This is a genomic window from Flavimaribacter sediminis (assembly GCF_019492055.1).
Classification (GTDB): Bacteria; Pseudomonadota; Alphaproteobacteria; order Rhizobiales; family Rhizobiaceae; genus Flavimaribacter; species Flavimaribacter sediminis.
Genome location: NZ_JAICBX010000004.1, coordinates 211,241 through 229,721 on the forward strand (window position 1 = coordinate 211,241; position 18,481 = coordinate 229,721).

An 18,481-nucleotide genomic window follows, 5' to 3' on the forward strand; every position below is an offset into this window, starting at 1 on the left:
GACAAGGCGGCGATTGCGTCCTATACTCTGTCCATGCAATCTGCGACCAGTCGGCTCGCCACAATCAGATACAGGTTTCTCCATGAATGCTGTCACACCGAAATTCGGCGTAGGCGCTTCTGCGCTTCGGAAGGAAGACGATTCCCTGGTTCGGGGAATTGGAAACTACAGCGACGACGTCAATCCCGACGGCCAGTTGTTCGGCTATGTGGTGCGCTCTCCATATGCGAGCGCGACCTTTACAATAGAATCCATGGAGGAAGCCGCTGCGTCCGAGGGCGTGCGTCTGATCCTGACCGCAGCCGATCTCGGCCATCTCGGCCCGCTCAAATGTCACGCCGGCGTCACCCAGGCCGACGGCACCGCGCATGAAGTGCGGGAATGTCCGGTGCTTTGCGAGGACCGGGTGCGCTTCGTCGGCGACGCCGTTGCGTTCGTGGTCGCTGACAGCCATCAGCAGGCGCAGGACGCCGCCGAACTGATAGAAATCGACTGGCAGGATGAGGAAGCTGTTGCAACGACTGGCGAAGCGCTAAAGGAAGACGCTGCGCTGGTGTGGCCGGAGCTTGGAACGAACCGCGTCTATCTCTATCACCAGGGCGATGCGGAAGCGACGGAGAAGGCTTTTGCAGAGGCCGATCACGTCACTGAAATCGAATTCGAAAACACGCGCCTCGTGGCGAACTATATGGAGCCGCGCGCGGCCGTCGCCGAATGGGACGAAGCGAAGGAAAACGCCACGTTGTGGACCGGCACCCAGGGCGTCCATCATATTCAGAACTCGCTTTCCTCCTTCACGTTTCCCATGGAAAAGGACCACTTGCGGGTGGTCACCGGTGACGTGGGCGGCGGTTTCGGCACGCGCGTTCATGTGTTCCGGGAATATCCGCTTGTTCTGGAAGCGTCCAAAAAACTCGGCAAGCCGGTAAAATGGGTGTCGGATCGCTCGGAACACTTCGCGGTCGATTTTCATGGCCGCGACAATCTGGTCAAGGCCTCGATGGCCCTTGATTCCGAAGGTCGCTTCAAGGCGCTGAAGATCGACGTCAAGGCCAATCTCGGCGCCTATCTCAGCGGATTCGGCCCGTTCGTGCCGACGCTGGGCGCGATCATGGCGACCGGCGTCTACGATATCCAGACCCACGACATGACAATCGAGGCGGTCTACACGAACACCGTATCGGTGGACGCCTACCGCGGAGCGGGACGGCCGGAGGCCGCGCTCCTGCTCGAGCGGCTCGTAGACGCCTGCGCGCGCGAAATCGGAATGGATCCGACGGAAATCAGGCGGCGCAACTTCATCAAGCCGGAACAGTTTCCCTATCGCACAGCCGCCGGCCGTCTCTATGACGTCGGCGAATTCGCGGGCCATATGGACGCCGCGATGGAGCGCGCCGACCGGGCGGGCTTCGAGGCGCGCGCCGAGGAGGCGAAGAGCCGCGGCCGTATCCGCGGGTTTGGCTTTTCCACCTATGTGGAGGCTTGCGCCTTCGCGGGCTCGGAACCGGCCTTCATGGAGCTCGGCAAGGACGGTACGATCACCCTGCATATCGGCACGCAGGCGAACGGGCAGGGGCACATCACCGCCTACAGCCAGTTCATCGCCGAAAAGATCGGCATCGATTTCGACAAGATCAAGGTCAAGCAGGGCGACACGAAGGATCTCGCCGCCGGCGGCGGCACGGGCGGATCGCGCTCCATTCCGCTGGGCGGCGTATCGGTGAACCGCGCAAGCGAAGTCCTGTCGGAAAAGATGCGCAAGATCGCGGCCGAGGAACTGGAAGCCGCGCCCGACGACATCGAACTCGTCGACGGCGAGGCCCGCATCGTCGGCACCGACCGGCGCATGTCCTATGAAGACATCGCGGACAAGGCCAGGGATCCCGAAGACCTGAAGGCGATGAGCGACGTCAAGCAGGACGAGGCCACCTATCCGAACGGCACCCATGTCTGCGAACTGGAAATCGATCCGGAAACGGGCGTCACCGAAATCGTGAACTACACGATTGTCGATGATTTCGGCGTGATCGTGAATCCTGTCCTGCTGCTCGGCCAGATCCATGGCGGCGCGGTGCAGGGCATTGGCCAGTGCCTCTTCGAGCACGCGATCTATTCCGAGGACGGACAGCTTCTGACGGCGTCCTTCATGGATTACGCGATGCCGCGTGCGGACAACATGCCGTCCTTCGATTTTTCCACCCGCAACGTCCCGTCGACCACCAATGCGATGGGCATCAAGGGCGCCGGCGAAGCCGCCACCATCGGCTCCTGTCCGGCTGTTCTCAACGCCGTTGTCGACGCGCTGGACCGCGCCTACAATATAAGGCATATCGAGATGCCGACGACGCCCTTGCGGGTCTGGACGGCGATCCAGCAGGCCGGCGGATAAAGCGCACGTCGCGATCCTGCTGATTTCGGGTAGCGTATCCGCCAGCTCCCTGCGCGAAAGCCGCGCCTGGCCTCCCGGAACATTCGTTTTGGCGCATAATGCAATTCGCCGCGCCCGGCCGAAGCCGGGCCGGAGTTCGCGGGACTCGCACTGTTGGACAAGAAGCCGGTCGTCTTCGACGACGCCACACACACCAATCCTCTTCTGGGAATTGCGCTGAAAATCGCCTCGATTCTGGTCTTTCTCGGGATGGTGACCTGCATCAAGGAAGTTGGTGACCGGGCGCCGGCCGGGCAGGTCGTCTTCTTCCGGTCTTCGGTCGCCATGATCCCGATCCTCGTCTATCTTGCCTTGCGCGGACAGCTCCATACGGCGTTCTACACAAAACACCTGTTTTCACATTTCTGGCGAGGCCTCATCGGCGTCAGCGCCATGGCTCTGAGTTTCATCGGCATCGTGCTTCTGCCGTTGCCTGACGCCGTGGCGCTCGGCTACGCCAGGCCCCTGATCATGGTGGTGCTGGCCGCGATCTTTCTGGGCGAGACCATCAGGGTCTATCGCTGGTCGGCGGTTGCAGTCGGCCTGGTCGGGGTCGTGGTCATTTCCTGGTCGAAACTGACCCTGTTCGACGGCGATTGGGAGGACGGACAGGCGCTCGGCGTTATTGTCACGCTTGTTTCGGCGGTTCTCGCCGGTTTCGTTTCAATTCTCGTGCGCAGGTTGATCCAGACCGAAAGAACGCCGACGATCGTGCTTTATTTCTCCCTGTCGGCGTCGCTGTTGTCGCTGGCCACGCTTCCCTTCGGCTGGGTGGCGCTGGACATGACCACCCTGTGGCTGCTGATTGCCTCCGGCGTTTTCGGCGGCATCGGCCAGATATTGCTGACGCAGAGTTACCGGTTCGCGGAAGTGTCGACCATCGCGCCGTTCGAATACACCTCAATCATCGGCGCAATCATCGTCGGCTATTTCCTGTTCGGGGATATTCCGGAGATTTCGATGCTTGTCGGCACCAGCATCGTCGTCGCCGCCGGCATATTCATCATCCTTCGCGAACACCGGCTCGGCATCGAGCGCAGGAACGAACGCAAGTTCCACACGCCGAACGGCTGAGACAGATTTCGGCGGCGCACTCACGCCGTGTCCGCGTTCTCCTCCGCCTCGAAGTCGACGCGCGGGTCGAGTTCGTAGGTTTGCGGCGTCTGGTTGCGCGTGACCGGTATGGGCTGGAACTCGACCCTTTCCTCTTCGGTCGCGCGCTCCCTGCGATAGCTGCGATAAAGCGAATGCAGAGCATAGGCCAGGAAGCCCAAGCCTATGACGATGAACATCGCGAAGGGGCCCACCTGATCCATCAGGGCGCCGGAGATCATCGGGCCGACCACCGTCCCTACGCCGTAAACGATGAGCAGGCCGCTCGAGACGATGACGAATTCATGTGCTTCGGCATGATCGTTGGCGTGGGCGACGCTCAGGGCGTAGATTGGAAACAGCACGGTTCCGAGCAGGAACATGATCGCGAAGAAGACGTAAAGGTTGCTGGTTCCGAACAGCATCGCGAGAACGCACATGAAAGCGCCGACGCCCCCGGCGAAGGCCATGACGAAGCGACGATCCATACGGTCCGACATCCTGCCGAGCGGAATCTGGAGCAGCGCCCCGCCGAACATGGCGAGCGCCAGCATGGTTGCGCCCGAAGCAGTGGAAAGGCCGCTCAGTTGCGCATAGACGGGCGCCAGGTTGAGCCAGCTGCCGCCGATGACGCCTGCAAGCAGACAGCCGATCACCGCGGCGGGCGACGTCAGGTAGAGCTGCTTCAGATCGATTGACACCTGGGTCAGCGGCTGTGGGGACTGCGCGTTGGACAGGCCGGTCGGGATCAGCGCCATGGCATAGATCACGGCGCAGACCATGAAAAGGGTCGGCAACATGGGATTGCCGAGCGGAACCATGTATTGGCCAGCCATCAATCCGATCATGGACACGACCATATAGACCGAAAAAACGGCGCCGCGCGTGTCGTTGGTCACCCGTTCGTTGAGCCAGCTTTCGATCACCATGTAGCCGCCGGCGATCGAAAACCCTGCGATGCCGCGAATGAGAATCCAGGCGGGAATTTCGACGACAAGCGCGTGCATGAGCAGCGATATCGACATGAGCGCCGCCAGCACCGCGAAGACGCGCACATGCCCGACCCGCAGCACCATGCGCGGGACCACGATGCATCCCAGCGTGAAGAAGAGCGAGTAGCTCGTCGCGATCATCGAGATGTGGAATGTGGACCAGCCTTCGCCCACCGCGCGAAGCGGCAGGAGATAGCCGGCCAGACCGCCGCCGATCATCATGAAGAATACGGACAATAGCAGGCTTGCTACGGGCAACAGATTGCGGGCCATATCAGATCAGTCCTTGCCAACAACTGAGTTCAAATCGGGTGGAGGTTCCGGTTTCGCAGCGGGTCGATTATGGATCCCTGTCGACGAATCGGGCGGATGCCTCTGACGCTTTCACATCTGGAAACGACATGCGCCCCAATTTGCGACAGGCGCGCAAAATTCCGACCCGCAGGAGTCAGCTTTCGTCCGGCTGTGATGCGATTTCGTCAGCGCGTTTTTTAAGCGCCAGGAAATCCATCCAGGACAGGCGCTTGTGCGCGGGATTACGCAGGAGATAGGCGGGGTGCAGCGTGGGCAGCGCCGGTATGTCCAGCGTGTCGCCCGGTTTGTAGCGCGACCAGGAGCCGCGGATCGAAAGAATGCCGCGCGTGGTGTTGAGCATCGACTTGGTCGAGACATTGCCGAGAAAAACAATGATTTTCGGGTTCGCAAGCGCGATATGTCGCTCGATGAACGGCCGGCACAATTCGATCTCGAAGGGCGTAGGCGTTCTGTTTCCGGGCGGACGCCAGGGGATCATGTTGGTGATGTAGACGCTTTCGCGGTCCAGGTCGATCGCAGCGAGCATACGGTCGAGCAATTGTCCGGCGCGTCCGACGAAGGGCAGCCCCTGCCTGTCCTCGTCGCGTCCCGGAGCCTCGCCCACAAACATGATGTCTGCTGCGGGATTGCCGTCCGCAAAAACGGTGTTGCGGGCGCCGGAGCGCAGATTGCAGCCGTTGAAGTCCAGAAGCGCCTCGCGAAGCGCATCGATGGAGGCTGCTTTCGCGGCGGTTTCCCGCGCATTGTTCACCGCGGCCTGATCCGGAATGGCTGCGGCCGCGGGCGCCGCCGGCGGCGGCGATTGCGATCCGCGCTGGTCGCTGCGAGCGGGAGGCGGGGACTTTTTCGGCAGCGCGCGGGCGGGCGCCGGAGCCGGTTCCGGTTTCTCCGATTCTGCAAAACGGTCGACTGGCTCACCTCCGACAAGCGCATCCACGCCGGATTCGGCGTAGAAACGCAGCAAAGTCGCCAGATTGGCCTCTGGTCCCGCCTGCGCCGCTTTTTCGTTGCTTGTCGTCATGTCGCGATCCTATCGCAGCGACCGGACGGTGAAAAGCAAACTGTGTCATTGGAACCAACTGTGGACAGAATGCGCGCGGGTTCCGGTGGAGGCCTGTCGAAGAACAATGGAAACGCGCTGTTTTCAGGCGGTCGATGTTGACTTACCTTTACGTCAAGGTAAATCGATGTCTGAAGAACGGAATGGTTCTAAACAATTGCACTGGCTTTGCGCGCAGGTTATTCCCTGTAAGGCGACGGCCGAGATTAAAGTGGTTTGGAGGGATCTGATATGAGCGAAGAGATGGAACTGCCCGAACGCGAGAGCATGGAGTTCGACGTTGTCATCGTCGGCGCCGGTCCCGCGGGCCTGTCCGCGGCAATCCGTCTCAAGCAACTGGATCCCGAAATGTCGGTGGTCGTCCTGGAAAAGGGCGCCGAGGTCGGCGCGCATATCCTGTCGGGCGCCGTGGTCGATCCCGTCGGCGTGGACCGGCTTCTGCCGGACTGGCGCGACGATCCCGAACACCCTTTCAAAACCCCCGTTAAACAAGACAAGTTTCTGTTTCTGGGTCCCGCCGGCTCGATCACCCTGCCGAATTTCATGATGCCGCCGCTGATGAACAATCACGGAAACTACATCGTCTCGCTCGGCAATGTATGCCGCTGGCTGGGAGCCAAGGCCGAGGAGGCGGGCGTCGAGGTCTATCCCGGATTCGCGGCGACTGAGGTGCTCTATAATGACGACGGCGCGGTGATGGGCGTCGCAACCGGCGACATGGGGCTGGATCGCGAGGGCAAGCCCGGACCGAACTATGCGCGCGGCATGGAGCTGCATGGCAAATACGTTCTGATCGGCGAAGGCGTGCGCGGGTCGCTCGCCAAGCAGTTGATCAGCCGGTTCGATCTGGCGAAGGGCCGGGAGCCGCAGAAATTCGGCATCGGCATCAAGGAGCTCTGGGAAGTCGCGCAGGACAAGCATCATCCGGGCCTTGTCCAGCACAGTTTCGGCTGGCCGCTCGACATGAAGACCGGGGGCGGGTCGTTCCTGTATCATCTCGAAGACAACAAGGTCGCCGTCGGCTTTGTGATGCACTTGAACTATCAGAATCCGTATCTCTCGCCCTTTGGCGAGTTCCAGCGCTTCAAGACGCATCCGGCGATCGCGCCCACCTTTGAAGGCGCGAAGCGGATCTCCTATGGCGGCCGCGCCATCACCGAAGGGGGATGGCAATCCGTTCCGAAACTGACTTTCCCGGGCGGGGCGCTGATCGGTTGTTCGGCGGGCTTCGTCAATGTGCCGCGGATCAAGGGATCGCACAACGCAGTGCTCTCGGGCATGATGGCTGCGGAGCATGTCGCAGCGGCGCTGAAGGACGGCCGCGCATCCGATGAAATCACGGCCTATGAAGAAGAGTGGCGCGACAGCGACATCGGCAAGGACCTGAAACTCGTGCGCAATGTCAAGCCGTTGTGGTCGAAACTCGGCACCATTGGCGGGGTCGTGCTGGGTGGTCTGGACATGTGGGTCAACACGCTTCTCGGCGGCTTTTCCTTCCTTGGCACTCTCAAGCACGGCAAGCCGGACTATGCCTGCCTGAAGCCTGCGAAGGACTGCAAGAAGATCGACTATCCCAAGCCCGACGGCGTGCTGACCTTCGACCGGCTCTCTTCAGTCTTCCTGTCGAACACAAATCACGAGGAAGACGAACCGGTTCACCTGCAGGTCAAGAACCCCGAACTGCAGAAAGACTCCGAATTCGAAGTCTATGCGGGGCCGTCATCGCGTTACTGCCCGGCGGCGGTCTATGAATGGGTCACGGAAGGCGAGGAAGAACCGCGTTTCGTCATCAACGCGCAGAACTGTGTTCACTGCAAGACCTGTGATATCAAGGATCCCAACCAGAACATAAACTGGGTTCCGCCGCAGGGGGGCGAGGGGCCTGTCTACACCGAGATGTGATGAGGCTCTTCAGGGGACCGCGTAACCTGATGGCGAGACTGGCGCTCCTGTTCGTTGTCTATATCGACATTCTGGGGCAGGGGCTTCTGTTCCCTCTTCTGAGCTCGATCTTGCTCGATCCGGCCCAGGATTTCCTGCCGAAATCGATGTCCGCGGCCTCGCGCGAAATGCGTTTCGGCATCGTTCTGGGCCTGTTTTTTACAGCCTGGTTCTTCGGGGCGGCCTTTATCTCCAAACTCTCGGACTATATCGGCCGCAAGATCTGCATCCTGATTTGTCTTGTCGGCGCATTGGCCGCCTACGCCTGCACCGTTATGGCGCTTGAGACCGCCAGCCTGACGCTTCTCATTATCGGTCGAGCTGTCGGAGGCTTCACGGCCGGCAACCAGCCGATTGCGCAAGCTGCGCTGATCGATCAGTGCGATGACGACAGGCAGAAGGCGCGGTTGATGGGATATATCGGCGGCGCAGTCGCGCTCGGTATGGTGACAGGCCCGCTCTTTACCGGCGTTTTCAGCGACAAGGCGGTGATGGGCGCATACGCTTCGTTACAATGGCCGCTCTATACCGCGATTTTTCTGATTACGGTCAATATAGTGCTGATTTCGGTGTTTTTCTCTGAAACGCTGGCCAGGCGGCGCGCAATCGATTTCGGTCTTTCGGAGGTGTTTTTAACGCTCTGGCGAATTCTCAAACATCCGGTCACGCTACGTCTGGCGCCGGTGTTCTTCTTTGTGGTGATGGGCTTCAACGCCTGCTTCATCTTCATGAGCGACTTCCTGTTTACGCGCTTCCATTTCGACACCGTGCAGAACAGCGCCGTCATGATCGTCATGGGCGTGACCATGGGATTTGTCAGTGCGTTTCTTGTGGGCCCTGTCGCCGCGCGGGCAACCCAGGTCCAGGTGATCGTGATCACCACGATCGTCATGATCGCCGCGATGGCGGCGCTTCTCGTCAATGCCTGGCCGCTGCTCGCCTATGTGCTCGTTATCCCGTTGATTGGTGCGTTTTCGTTCACCTACCCGACGTTGCTGTCGATGTTCTCGCAAAGCGTGGACGGGACGGAACAGGGGTGGGTCATGGGCGTGGCGATCGCCCTCTACACAATCGGCTCCGGGTCAACGTCTTTTATTGGCGGCGCGACAATGTCGATCAACCCGGGTTTCCCGCTGATGATCGGCATAGGCGCCTGCGCCATAGCGCTCATATTGATCGCACTGCTGTGGCGGCGTCACCGCAATATCAGCCGGCTGGATCCGAACTGGCGGGACAACGCCGCGCCAGCCTGAACTACTGGAAAGCCGGTTCGAAGAAGCTTCTGAGCTTGCGGGAATGCAGACGCTCCGGCGGCATTTCCGCAAGTTTCTCCAGCGCCAGAATTCCGATTTTCAGATGCTGGTTGACCTGCTTTCGGTAGAACTCGGTCGCCATGCCTGGCAGTTTGAGTTCGCCGTGCAGCGGCTTGTCCGAGATGCACAGGAGCGTGCCGTAGGGCACCCTGAAACGGAAGCCGTTTGCGGCGATGGTCGCCGATTCCATGTCGAGCGCAATGGCGCGCGACTGCGAGAGGCGTTTCACCGGACCGCTCTGGTCGACAAGCTCCCAGTTTCTGTTGTCGATGGTGGCCACGGTGCCGGTGCGCATGATGCGTTTCAGGTCGTAACCTTCGAAGCCGGTGACGTCTGCGACGGCTTCCTGCAGCGCCACCTGAATTTCGGCCAGCGCCGGTATCGGCACCCAGACCGGCAGATCATCGTCCAGAACGTGATCTTCGCGGACATAGGCGTGGGCGAGCACATAGTCGCCGAGCCGCTGGGTGTTGCGCAGTCCGGCGCAATGGCCGAGCATCAGCCAGGCATGGGGCCGCAGCACCGCGACATGATCTGTAATGGTTTTCGCGTTAGACGGACCGATGCCGATATTGACCATGGTTATGCCGCCATGGCCTTCCTTCTTGAGATGGTAGGCGGGCATTTGCGGCATGCGCACGGCGGTTTCCGGATCTGTCGACGAATCCTGGCCGGCGAGGGTCTCCACATTGCCGGGTTCCACGAACGCCGAGTAACCGCCGCCGCCATTGCGCATCAGTTCGCGCGCGTGCTCGCGGAATTCATCGATATAGAACTGGTAGTTGGTGAACAGAACGAAGTTCTGGAAATGCTCGGCGCGCGTGGCTGTGTAATGCGACAGGCGCGCCAGCGAATAGTCGACCCGCTGGGCGGTGAAGGCGGCAAGCGGAAGCTGGTCCGCATTGTCTATATCATAGGTGCCGTTGACGATGGCGTCGTTGGTGATGGTCAGGTCCGGCGTGTCGAAGAGATCACGCAGCGGCGTTGTGATCGGATTGGCCATGGCGGCTTCCGCAATGGTGTCGTCGCCCATGGCGAAATGCAGCGGGATCGGCGTATCCGATTCGCCAACCTGCAGCTGAACGTTGTGGTTTCGGATCAACAGATCGAGCTGGTTTTCCAGATAGGTTCTGAACAGATCGGGACGGGTTATGGTCGCGGTGTAATTTCCCGGAGCCGGAACATGGCCGAAAGCCAGTCGGGAATCGATCTGCGAAAATGTCGAGGTCGAAAGGGAAACCTGCGGATAATAGGCGCGATGCCGACACAGTTCGAAATCCTTGCCGGCGCCCAGCGAGAGGAATTTCTTGCGTAGGAAATTGACGTTTCTGTTATAGATGGCCTCGATCGCGTTGACCGCTTCCCGCGCATTGGAATACGAGGCGCCCGGGATCTCCGGAGGCGATATGATCGAGATATGTTCGTGATGTTTGATTCTCTTGTCCATGCTCCAATATAGTCGGGTCGGCATGGCATTTAAACGACAAACACCGTCTCAGTGACCAGTTTTTAAGCAGCATTTCAAGGGGCCGGAGCGGGCGACCGGAATGGCGAGGGACGGCTGTGCAGCCGCAACCCAGTGGCGCTCCTGCGGCGGACGGTGCACGGAATGGAACGCCAACGCGACGATGAGGTGGCAGACCGCCGCAAGCCCGATAAGATGACGCGAAAGAAGAGTTCCCATGGCCAGCCCCGGATCATTGCAGCGTTGCAAAAGTTCCACGCGGCGGATGAACACGGTCTGACGATTGCGTTCATCCGCCGTTCATCTCATTTTTCTGATCGTAACGCCCCCTTGCTTCACGAAGCCACTCCGGTGCACTAAGTGATTGGCATCAGAATTTGCGGAGCTTCCCATGACCAAGCAAACCAGTCCGATCGAACTGTATTACTGGCCTACTCCGAATGGCTGGAAGATTTCCATCATGCTCGAGGAACTCGAATGTCCCTACGATGTGAAATATGTGCATATCGGCAAGGGAGAGCAGTTCGAGCCGGAGTTCCTGAAGATCGCTCCAAACAACAGAATGCCGGCGATCATTGACCCTGAAGGTCCGGGCGGCGAACCGATATCTGTGTTCGAATCCGGCGCAATCCTGCAATATCTCGGTCGCAAGTTCGGCCGCTTCTATCCGTCGGACGAGCGCGCGCGGGTCGCCGTCGATGAATGGCTTTTCTGGCAGATGGGCGGTCTCGGCCCGATGGCCGGCCAGGCTCATCATTTCAGACAATATGCGCCCGAAAAGGTGCCTTACGCTATCGACAGATACACCAACGAGGTGAACCGTCTCTATGGCGTCATGGATACGCGGCTGAAGGAACATGAGTTCCTGGCCGGCGACTACTCGATCGCCGACATGGCGTGTATCGGCTGGGTCATGCCCTATGAGCGCCAGGGGCAGGATCTCGACGAGTTCCCGAATCTCAAGCGCTGGTTCGAGACAATGCGGGCGCGTCCGGCCGTGATCAGGGGAACGGAAGTCGGCAAGGACAAGCGCCGCCAGGCGAACCTAGCCGATGACAAGGAAGTCCAGAAAGTACTCTTCGGACAGCGGGCTCGGCGCTGACGCGCCTTGCCTTGAGGGTTTCTGTCTACTGCTTTTTCCAGTTCTGGGAGCGGCAAATCAGGCCGGCAAGCACGCAGCCGCTCATCTTGAGCGTGGCGCCGGAAATCGACGCCTTGCCGCTATAGGTCTTGTCGTCCGAAGGATCCGTGATCTTGCCCTTGTAGACGCCGCCGCTGTTGGCGAGCGTACCGATCTTCTTGCCTGCATAGGAGCCGGTTTTCAGCGTGATGCAGAAATTCCCGCCGCCGCAAGGCGCGATCGACGCCGTCTCTCCGGACTCTGTCGTCCAGTTTCCTTGTATCGCATCGGCGGCCATGGCCGAAGACGCGATCAGCAATCCGGGAAGCAGCAGGCACACGAGAAGCCGTCTGAACATATCATTTTTCCTCCACATTAACGGTCTTGCGGACGACGATATCGGGATTTCAGGCGGCTGCCAATCGGTCAAATCGGGAAGCGGGACGAAGAGTTTTTACGACATCGCCTTTCGCTGTGGTTAGCAAAGGGTTTCGATCCGAATTCCTGCATTTTTATTAAATTCATTGCGAAACCTCGCAAAGCCGGGCGCTGCGATGTTTAACAAAAACCCAAATTTACCAATCGTTTGAGTTTTGTTTTCTCCCGGTTAATCATGCTGCTTAACACCGGATTCAGCGGCTGCGTGCACACTCGCCTCATCAACAAAACGCCGGACAAACCGGCGAAAACCGGGGCTCTCTCGGAAGTTTAACAGGCAAGACAAACGGACCAACGGGGATAAGAAGATGGCGCGTTACGAAATGCTCGATCAGCAGCTGGCAGTGGCAGGCGGCAAGGCGGAAGCCGATATTTTCTGTGAAATGGGAATGATGTATGCGATCGGTCGCGACTGTCCGCTGGACTACGTCGCAGCCCACAAATGGTTCAACATCGCAGCCATCAAGGGCTCGGAGAGAGCTGCGGAATTGCGCGCCGATCTGGCCAAGACCATGAGCAAGGGCGAACTCGCTTCCGCGCTGCGTTCTGCTCGCGAATGGATGACGATGCACTAAGTTGCGCACGCCTCCAATCCGGCTGCTGGACTTGAAATCACCAGAATCTCCGCGCATTGTCTTTCACAAGGAACCAGGCCCGTCTTGCCGGACGGGCGGTATCGGCGAAAGGCGTGGTATGTTTGCGAAATCTCTTTCTGCGGCCGTTCTGGCGTACGGTCTTCTGAACGGCGCCGGCGCCTTCGCGGAGGAGGAATTGACCTTCGATTCCCTCGATTCGCTCGAATATGAAGAAGATAACGGGATCTGCGCATCCTATGGCGAAGGCTACGCGCCTGTTCCGGGGACGAACACGTGCCTGCGCGTCAGCGGTTATGTATGGACCCAGTTCGGGACGTCCAGCCGGTCTGGCGGGGACGAGACAGGCAGCCGCGCGCGCCTTCAGTTCGACAGCCGCGGCGACACCGAATTCGGAGATTTCGCAAGTCAATTGAGGCTTCAGGACACGTTTGGCGACTGATTCCAGTCCCGAACGCGCGCAATTTCGTTCCCTGGCGGGCCTGTTTCAGGTGTGAAAATGCGCCAGAAGATTACTCTTTCGAATCCAGAAATTAGATAAATTATTGAAAAACAATAGTTTATTCAAATATCGAAACAGGCGTCCATTTTCTGACTGGAGGTCAGAAAATGAAAATCAAGAGCCTGCTTCTCGGCTCCGCTGCAGCACTGTTTGCAGCCTCTGGCGCATCCGCAGCCGATGCCATCATCGCTGCCGAGCCTGAGCCCGTTGAATATGTCCGCGTCTGCGACGCGTTCGGCAACGGCTACTTCTACATCCCGGGCACCGAAACCTGCCTTCGCATCAGTGGTTATGTCTGGTTCCAGGTTGGCGCAACCAATGTGAGCTACGATTCCAGCTATGACGACAGCTGGGAAAACAGCACGCGCGCTCGCATGAACTTCGACGCTCGCTCGGACACGGAATGGGGCGAACTGGCTTCCCGTATCCGTTTTCAGGGCACTTTTGGATCCAATGACGATGGTCCTGTCAGCGTTGACCAGGGCTGGATCCGTCTCGGCGGCCTGTTCATGGGTTACTCGGAATCCTACTGGGTGAACGCCTACAACACCGGCCCGACGAACTTCGGTTCGCACTCCTGGGACGGCATGGGCTACGGCTACCAGCAGCGCCAGCAGATCGGTTACACCTTCAACACCGGCAAATTCTATATCGCTGGTTCTGTTGAGAATAATGACAATTCCGACTGGACGCCGAACTTCGTTGGCAAGATCGGCGGCGCATTCGGCCCGGTCAACGTATTTGTCAAAGGCGGATATGACGACGACACAGGCAACGCCGGTTACGGCGCCGGTCTCGTGACGGACGTGGGTTCTGCGGGTAACTTCATCCTGTACGGCTACTATGCTCCCGATGGCGCCACGGCATATGGCGGCAACAAGAGCTTCAAAACCGATACGGCTACCGGTGAATGTCTGTTTGGAGTACTTTCCTTTGCAAGTTGTTCAGTAACGCCCGAATGGTCGGTCCTCGGTTCGTTCCGTTGGCAGTTCACACCTGAATTCTCGGCGTCGATCGGCGGACAGTATTTTGGTGATTTCTATTACCCTGCCGGAGCTGCCTACCAGAATATCAGCACTGGCATCGACGCCTGGCAGGCAGAACTCGAACTGGTCTGGACCCCGGTCACGGACTTTGAAGTTCGTGCTTACATTCAGTACTTCGACGCTGATCAGATTGGCGAGATCACGACCGGCTTCCTGCGCTTCACGCGTAGCTTCTAAGCCGGTTTGAAGGCTGAAAAAGGAGCGGTTCGTTTGACGTGATTACGCTGTGCTTCGGGACAGCCCACCAAATCGAACCGAGTTGACTATGCGATTGGACCTGGCAGCCAGAACTGCCGGGTCTCCAGATGTGACTTTTTACAACTAAATATACGCATCCATATTTTACACAACCGCTAATTAAGTTATTGCCTTGGTCGTTAATTTAACAGGCGCGGAGTGTGTAAATGCATATGGATTATCATCTTCTCGATCTATGGGAGCGCTACGGCGATTTGCTGTGGGAACCCGGCAAGCACAAAGAGGCTTGCCGAGCCTATATCGACGAGATGCATCGATTTATGATTCTCAATAATCAGAGGAAGTTCGATAACGAGCTTCTTGACTCCTTGACGATCGAGTTCCGTAAAAAAGGAAACAGGAACTCGACCATCAATCGCAAATTTGCCAGTCTTTCGAAATTGCTGCGATAGCACCAAAAGAACGGTTTTCTCGTCAACCTTCCGGATTTCCAGAAATTACCGGAGCGCAATGGCCGGGTTCGGTTTCTGACACGGGAGGAAGAAGCAGATCTTCTGTGCGAACTGGAGAGAGAAAACAAAAAATATGCGCAGCTTTCACGCTTCCTGGCTGAAACAGGCGCACGTATCGGCGAAGCCCTGAAACTCAACTGGGCCGACATCGAACCTGGATATACGACTTTCTGGGAAACAAAGTCCCATCGTCCGAGAACCATTCCACTCAGCCGCAGGGCTCAGGGTGTCGTTCAGGACGTGAGGGATCAGGAGCGCGCGCAGTGCGGACCGTTTCAGGACATCCCCTATCCAAAATTTCGTGACGGCTGGAATTTGGCCAAGAGCCGGACCACGATGCGCAATGATCCGCAAGTCGTGCCCCACGTGCTGCGGCACACCTGCGCGTCACGGCTCGCTCAGTCTGGCGTCGATATCAAGAGGATCCAGGAATTCCTGGGACACAGGACGCTCAGCATGACTTTGCGCTACGCCCATCTGTCGCCAAGGCATCTGGATGTGTGCGCAGACGCGCTCAACAACATGACCCACTAAAAAGAATCCGGCCTTGTCCACAGGGGACAAGGCCGGTTTCACAAATAACACATTGCAAAAAATAAGCCCGGTAGCAGAGCTACCGGGCTTCTTTGACTGTGGTTCAGACTGACTTAGAAGCTGCGGGTGAAGCGCAGGAAGCCGGTCGTGACATCGCCGATCTGATCAGCGTCGAAGTACTGGATGTAGGCGCGGATTTCGAAGTCCGTAACCGGAGTCCAGACCAGTTCAAGTTCGGCCTGCCAAGCATCGATACCGGTGCTGAAGTCACCGAGGCCAGTGCCTGTCGGATAGTAGAAGTCACCGAAGTACTGAGCGCCGATAGAAGCGGAGAACTCAGGCGTGAACTGCCAGCGGAATGAACCGAGGACAGACCACTCAGGCGTGACCTGACAGCTTCCAAAGGCGCTATACACGATGCCACCAAACAGACAATTGCCCGTACCGGTGTCTACAGCAAAGCTCTTGTTGCCGCCGTAGCTCGTCGAGCCATCCGGAGCCCAATAACCATAAAGGATGAAGTTACCCGCTGAGCCAACATCCGTAACCAAGCCTGCACCGTAACCGGCATTGCCGGTGAAGGCATCATAACCAGCCTTGGCAAAGATGTTAAACGAACCAATCTGACCGCCGATTTTACCGACGAAGTCAGGAGTCCAACTCGGCGAAACACCGCCGAAACCGTTAGGCTCAAGCTGCGAGTTGTCTTCCACCGAAGCAGCTATGTAGAAGTTGCCGGTGTTGAAGGTGTAACCGATCTGGTGACGCTGCTGATAGCCGTAACCCATGCCGTCCCAGGAGTGCGAACCGAAGTTCGTCGGGCCGGTGTTGTAGGCGTTCACCCAGTAGGATTCCGAGTAACCCATGAACAGGCCGCCGAGACGGATCCAAGCCTGGTCGACAGTAGTGTTGCCGTCGACGTTATTACCCCAGGTGCCCTGAAGACGGATACGGGAAGCCAGTTCACCCCATTCCGTGTCCGAACGCGCGTCGATGTTGACACGTGCACGTGTGCTGTTTTCCCAAGTATCACTGTAAGCCGAATCCCAACTGACGTCAGTCGCGCCAACCTGGAACCAGACATAACCACTGATGCGAAGGCAGGTTTCGGTGCCCGGGATGTAGAAGTAGCCGTTGCCGAACGCGTCGCAGACGCGGACATATTCAACGGGCTCAGGCTCGGCAGCGATGATGGCATCGGCTGCGGATGCGCCAGAGGCTGCAAACAGTGCTGCAGCGGAGCCGAGAAGCAGGCTCTTGATTTTCATTTTCTGACCTCCAGTCAAATTTTAATTTCGGTTTGGGTAAAATGCTGTCGGGCAGCGTTATCTTTCCCATCCCCAACTCAAAGAAGAACCACGGCTACCCGCCTCTCTTCCGAATCCGAAGATACCCATCCCCATTCTGCACGCAACAGCTATGTGCTTAGCCGGGCGGCAATCCCTGTCGATGAATTCTTTCTGTTGCAAAAAAGACACGATTTGATCCGGCAGGCGCTGGGACTCTTAAAAAATGTTTAATGAATCAGCCATTGGAATCGGCGCCGCAGCCGGCGAAATGCGGTTTTCGGGCAATTGAGTCGTTCCGATCGTCAGGTCAATCGCGCGACCTCTGCCTGGCTGGACGGCTGATTCCCCCGATATTTCAGGGTTGTCCGCATTGAAAGATTCGCAGAGCAGAGCATCGCAAACAGGATGACGGGGAGAAAGAACGCTGTGCGCAGGGGAGGGCGGCGCAGCGAATCCCCGAAGACCGCTTCCGTTTGGCAGGAGCGGCTGAATTCTCAGCATGCCGATATAAAAAGAGAGGGTGGGAAAGGATGTCCGGTCTGGCGTCTTGCAATCACCCGCAGGCGAGAAGACCGGCTCAAGAGGATCGCTACTTTATAAGAGAGAGCGATCAGAGAGGCGCGGTGCGATCGATTCGCGCTAACGCGCCAGTCATGTATCGGGCTTGTGAGATTGTCGACTGAAGCCGTCGCGGCTTGTTGTGCAGACAATCTCACGCCGGTTTTTATCGTTACCGGGCGCGGGCCTTGCGGCGTCCCGGAAGGAGACCTTCGCGCTGCGCCAGTTTTCTGGTGAGTTTGCGATGCCGGCGAACGGCTTCGGCTTTTTCTCTCGCGCGCTTCTCGGATGGCTTCTCGTATGCGCTGCGGGATTTCATCTCCCTGAAGATTCCCTCGCGCTGCATCTTCTTCTTAAGCGCGCGCAGGGCCTGCTCGATATTGTTGTCTCTGACGTGGATTTGCAAAATGTCTCCTTTCGTTTGCGTTGCCTGAGGCGAAAGCCGACCGTCGACCCTTGCCCCGCACAAGTCCCCCGCAACATTGCATTGCCGGAATGAAAACGGGGCGTTGACGTCAATCGGAGCGTAATGCCCCAGGCCCCGAAAACGGAAAAGGCGGGAACGAGCCCGCCTCCCGGATTGCGCCGCTCACGCGGCGCGTCTGCCTGTCGCCTGCCTGCCAGTACATCCGTGACTCGACAGGCGCGGACAGTGGTTGCGTTCAGGCGGCGCTGAGATTGTCGGCAGCCGACTTGCCCGAACGTTGATCCTTGACGACTTCGAAATTGACCTTCTGGCCTTCAGCCAGAGACTGCATTCCCGAGCGTTCTACTGCGGAGATATGCACGAAGACATCGTTGCCACCGGCGTCCGGCTGAATGAAGCCAAAGCCTTTGGTGGTGTTAAACCATTTGACGGTTCCTGTAGCCATTGCGTTGTTCCTTTATGCAAGTGCTTGTCGTGTTCCTGAGTGCGCCGGGCGCAGCCCTGAACGGTTTCGTCGAAATCAGGGTAGAAGAGACAAAGCAAGCGCGGATAACGCGGGCCATAGTCAATCGGCCGAAAGTTCGATGACCGCTATATGGCAAAAAACTGTGTCGGAAACAAGACCTGGCGTAATGTTCCGTGACGACTTCGCAAATAA

The 18,481-nt window shown here is 58.3% G+C and carries 18 protein-coding genes; 11 read left to right on the top strand and 7 right to left on the bottom strand.

Annotated features, from left to right (window positions below; genetic code table 11):
* The first annotated feature begins 82 nt into the window (after window positions 1–82).
* Together K1W69_RS20025 and K1W69_RS20030 are read left to right on the top strand one after the other, a co-directional pair.
* Complete coding sequence (locus tag K1W69_RS20025; protein WP_220230221.1) at window positions 83–2,389, top strand: xanthine dehydrogenase family protein molybdopterin-binding subunit; 2,307 nt, start codon at window positions 83–85, stop codon at window positions 2,387–2,389.
* A gap of 153 nt (window positions 2,390–2,542) precedes the next feature.
* Entirely contained in the window at window positions 2,543–3,502 is a 960-nt protein-coding gene (locus K1W69_RS20030) for a DMT family transporter (protein ID WP_258571230.1), read from the top strand.
* A 20-nt stretch (window positions 3,503–3,522) separates the two neighbouring features.
* On the opposite strand, the gene K1W69_RS20035 is transcribed toward K1W69_RS20030, so the two are convergent.
* Together K1W69_RS20035 and K1W69_RS20040 are read right to left on the bottom strand one after the other, a co-directional pair.
* Window positions 3,523–4,785 (bottom strand): MFS transporter, encoded by a 1,263-nt coding sequence (locus K1W69_RS20035; RefSeq protein WP_220230222.1) that lies wholly within the window; start codon window positions 4,783–4,785, stop codon window positions 3,523–3,525.
* A gap of 175 nt (window positions 4,786–4,960) precedes the next feature.
* On the bottom strand, window positions 4,961–5,848 hold the full coding sequence (locus K1W69_RS20040) for a uracil-DNA glycosylase (RefSeq protein WP_220230223.1): 888 nt from the start codon (window positions 5,846–5,848) through the stop codon (window positions 4,961–4,963).
* Window positions 5,849–6,118: 270 nt separating this feature from the next.
* On the opposite strand from K1W69_RS20040, the gene K1W69_RS20045 reads away from it, so the two are divergent.
* Window positions 6,119–7,789 (top strand): electron transfer flavoprotein-ubiquinone oxidoreductase, encoded by a 1,671-nt coding sequence (locus tag K1W69_RS20045; protein ID WP_220230224.1) that lies wholly within the window; start codon window positions 6,119–6,121, stop codon window positions 7,787–7,789.
* Window positions 7,789–9,081, top strand: a complete 1,293-nt coding sequence (locus tag K1W69_RS20050; RefSeq protein ID WP_220230225.1) for an MFS transporter — start codon at window positions 7,789–7,791, stop codon at window positions 9,079–9,081. The genes K1W69_RS20045 and K1W69_RS20050 overlap by 1 nt, the downstream gene beginning before the upstream one ends.
* A gap of 1 nt (window position 9,082) precedes the next feature.
* On the opposite strand, the gene K1W69_RS20055 is transcribed toward K1W69_RS20050, so the two are convergent.
* Window positions 9,083–10,588, bottom strand: coding sequence for an AMP nucleosidase (locus tag K1W69_RS20055; RefSeq protein WP_220230226.1), 1,506 nt, complete (start codon window positions 10,586–10,588; stop codon window positions 9,083–9,085).
* A gap of 162 nt (window positions 10,589–10,750) precedes the next feature.
* On the opposite strand from K1W69_RS20055, the gene K1W69_RS20060 reads away from it, so the two are divergent.
* Entirely contained in the window at window positions 10,751–10,966 is a 216-nt protein-coding gene (locus tag K1W69_RS20060) for a hypothetical protein (RefSeq protein ID WP_220230227.1), read from the top strand.
* Between the two features lie 31 nt (window positions 10,967–10,997).
* The gene (locus tag K1W69_RS20065) at window positions 10,998–11,708 is read left to right on the top strand and encodes a glutathione S-transferase N-terminal domain-containing protein (protein ID WP_220230228.1); all 711 of its coding nucleotides are present in this window, start codon (window positions 10,998–11,000) and stop codon (window positions 11,706–11,708) included.
* Window positions 11,709–11,733: 25 nt separating this feature from the next.
* Here K1W69_RS20065 and K1W69_RS20070 read toward each other — a convergent pair whose 3' ends face one another.
* Window positions 11,734–12,084 (bottom strand): DUF2147 domain-containing protein, encoded by a 351-nt coding sequence (locus K1W69_RS20070; protein ID WP_220230229.1) that lies wholly within the window; start codon window positions 12,082–12,084, stop codon window positions 11,734–11,736.
* 388 nt (window positions 12,085–12,472) lie between these two features.
* Here K1W69_RS20070 and K1W69_RS20075 point away from each other — a divergent pair, with 388 nt between their 5' ends.
* The 5 genes from K1W69_RS20075 to K1W69_RS20095 all read left to right on the top strand — a co-directional run bounded on the left by K1W69_RS20075 (window position 12,473) and on the right by K1W69_RS20095 (window position 15,549).
* Window positions 12,473–12,739: a sel1 repeat family protein gene (locus tag K1W69_RS20075; RefSeq protein ID WP_220230230.1), complete on the top strand. Its 267-nt coding sequence runs from the start codon at window positions 12,473–12,475 to the stop codon at window positions 12,737–12,739.
* Window positions 12,740–12,857: 118 nt separating this feature from the next.
* Window positions 12,858–13,199 (top strand): porin, encoded by a 342-nt coding sequence (locus K1W69_RS20080; protein WP_220230231.1) that lies wholly within the window; start codon window positions 12,858–12,860, stop codon window positions 13,197–13,199.
* Window positions 13,200–13,366: 167 nt separating this feature from the next.
* Window positions 13,367–14,482: a porin gene (locus K1W69_RS20085; protein ID WP_220230232.1), complete on the top strand. Its 1,116-nt coding sequence runs from the start codon at window positions 13,367–13,369 to the stop codon at window positions 14,480–14,482.
* A 227-nt stretch (window positions 14,483–14,709) separates the two neighbouring features.
* The gene (locus tag K1W69_RS20090; protein WP_220230233.1) at window positions 14,710–14,955 is read left to right on the top strand and encodes a hypothetical protein; all 246 of its coding nucleotides are present in this window, start codon (window positions 14,710–14,712) and stop codon (window positions 14,953–14,955) included.
* 75 nt (window positions 14,956–15,030) lie between these two features.
* Window positions 15,031–15,549: a site-specific integrase gene (locus K1W69_RS20095; protein WP_220230585.1), complete on the top strand. Its 519-nt coding sequence runs from the start codon at window positions 15,031–15,033 to the stop codon at window positions 15,547–15,549.
* Between the two features lie 113 nt (window positions 15,550–15,662).
* On the opposite strand, the gene K1W69_RS20100 is transcribed toward K1W69_RS20095, so the two are convergent.
* The 3 genes from K1W69_RS20100 to K1W69_RS20110 all read right to left on the bottom strand — a co-directional run bounded on the left by K1W69_RS20100 (window position 15,663) and on the right by K1W69_RS20110 (window position 18,268).
* Window positions 15,663–16,817 carry a porin gene (locus K1W69_RS20100; protein ID WP_220230234.1) on the bottom strand — a complete coding sequence of 385 codons (1,155 nt, stop codon included), beginning with the start codon at window positions 16,815–16,817 and terminating at the stop codon, window positions 15,663–15,665.
* A gap of 751 nt (window positions 16,818–17,568) precedes the next feature.
* Window positions 17,569–17,802, bottom strand: coding sequence for a 30S ribosomal protein S21 (rpsU, locus tag K1W69_RS20105; protein WP_220230235.1), 234 nt, complete (start codon window positions 17,800–17,802; stop codon window positions 17,569–17,571).
* Window positions 17,803–18,058: 256 nt separating this feature from the next.
* A complete protein-coding gene (locus K1W69_RS20110) occupies window positions 18,059–18,268 on the bottom strand; it encodes a cold-shock protein (protein ID WP_220230236.1) in 210 nt (69 codons plus the stop codon).
* Window positions 18,269–18,481 lie beyond the last annotated feature (213 nt).

What these genes read in the sequence shown, in the direction of transcription:
- K1W69_RS20025 (WP_220230221.1), top strand. Translation starts at nt 83, where the DNA reads ATGAATGCTGTCACACCGAAATTCGGCGTAGGCGCTTCTGCGCTTCGG.
- K1W69_RS20035 (WP_220230222.1), bottom strand. Translation starts at nt 4,785, where the DNA reads ATGGCCCGCAATCTGTTGCCCGTAGCAAGCCTGCTATTGTCCGTATTC.
- K1W69_RS20040 (WP_220230223.1), bottom strand. Translation starts at nt 5,848, where the DNA reads ATGACGACAAGCAACGAAAAAGCGGCGCAGGCGGGACCAGAGGCCAAT.
- K1W69_RS20045 (WP_220230224.1), top strand. Translation starts at nt 6,119, where the DNA reads ATGAGCGAAGAGATGGAACTGCCCGAACGCGAGAGCATGGAGTTCGAC.
- K1W69_RS20050 (WP_220230225.1), top strand. Translation starts at nt 7,789, where the DNA reads ATGAGGCTCTTCAGGGGACCGCGTAACCTGATGGCGAGACTGGCGCTC.
- K1W69_RS20055 (WP_220230226.1), bottom strand. Translation starts at nt 10,588, where the DNA reads ATGGACAAGAGAATCAAACATCACGAACATATCTCGATCATATCGCCT.
- K1W69_RS20060 (WP_220230227.1), top strand. Translation starts at nt 10,751, where the DNA reads ATGGAACGCCAACGCGACGATGAGGTGGCAGACCGCCGCAAGCCCGAT.
- K1W69_RS20065 (WP_220230228.1), top strand. Translation starts at nt 10,998, where the DNA reads ATGACCAAGCAAACCAGTCCGATCGAACTGTATTACTGGCCTACTCCG.
- K1W69_RS20070 (WP_220230229.1), bottom strand. Translation starts at nt 12,084, where the DNA reads ATGTTCAGACGGCTTCTCGTGTGCCTGCTGCTTCCCGGATTGCTGATC.
- K1W69_RS20075 (WP_220230230.1), top strand. Translation starts at nt 12,473, where the DNA reads ATGGCGCGTTACGAAATGCTCGATCAGCAGCTGGCAGTGGCAGGCGGC.
- K1W69_RS20080 (WP_220230231.1), top strand. Translation starts at nt 12,858, where the DNA reads ATGTTTGCGAAATCTCTTTCTGCGGCCGTTCTGGCGTACGGTCTTCTG.
- K1W69_RS20085 (WP_220230232.1), top strand. Translation starts at nt 13,367, where the DNA reads ATGAAAATCAAGAGCCTGCTTCTCGGCTCCGCTGCAGCACTGTTTGCA.
- K1W69_RS20090 (WP_220230233.1), top strand. Translation starts at nt 14,710, where the DNA reads ATGCATATGGATTATCATCTTCTCGATCTATGGGAGCGCTACGGCGAT.
- K1W69_RS20100 (WP_220230234.1), bottom strand. Translation starts at nt 16,817, where the DNA reads ATGAAAATCAAGAGCCTGCTTCTCGGCTCCGCTGCAGCACTGTTTGCA.
- K1W69_RS20110 (WP_220230236.1), bottom strand. Translation starts at nt 18,268, where the DNA reads ATGGCTACAGGAACCGTCAAATGGTTTAACACCACCAAAGGCTTTGGC.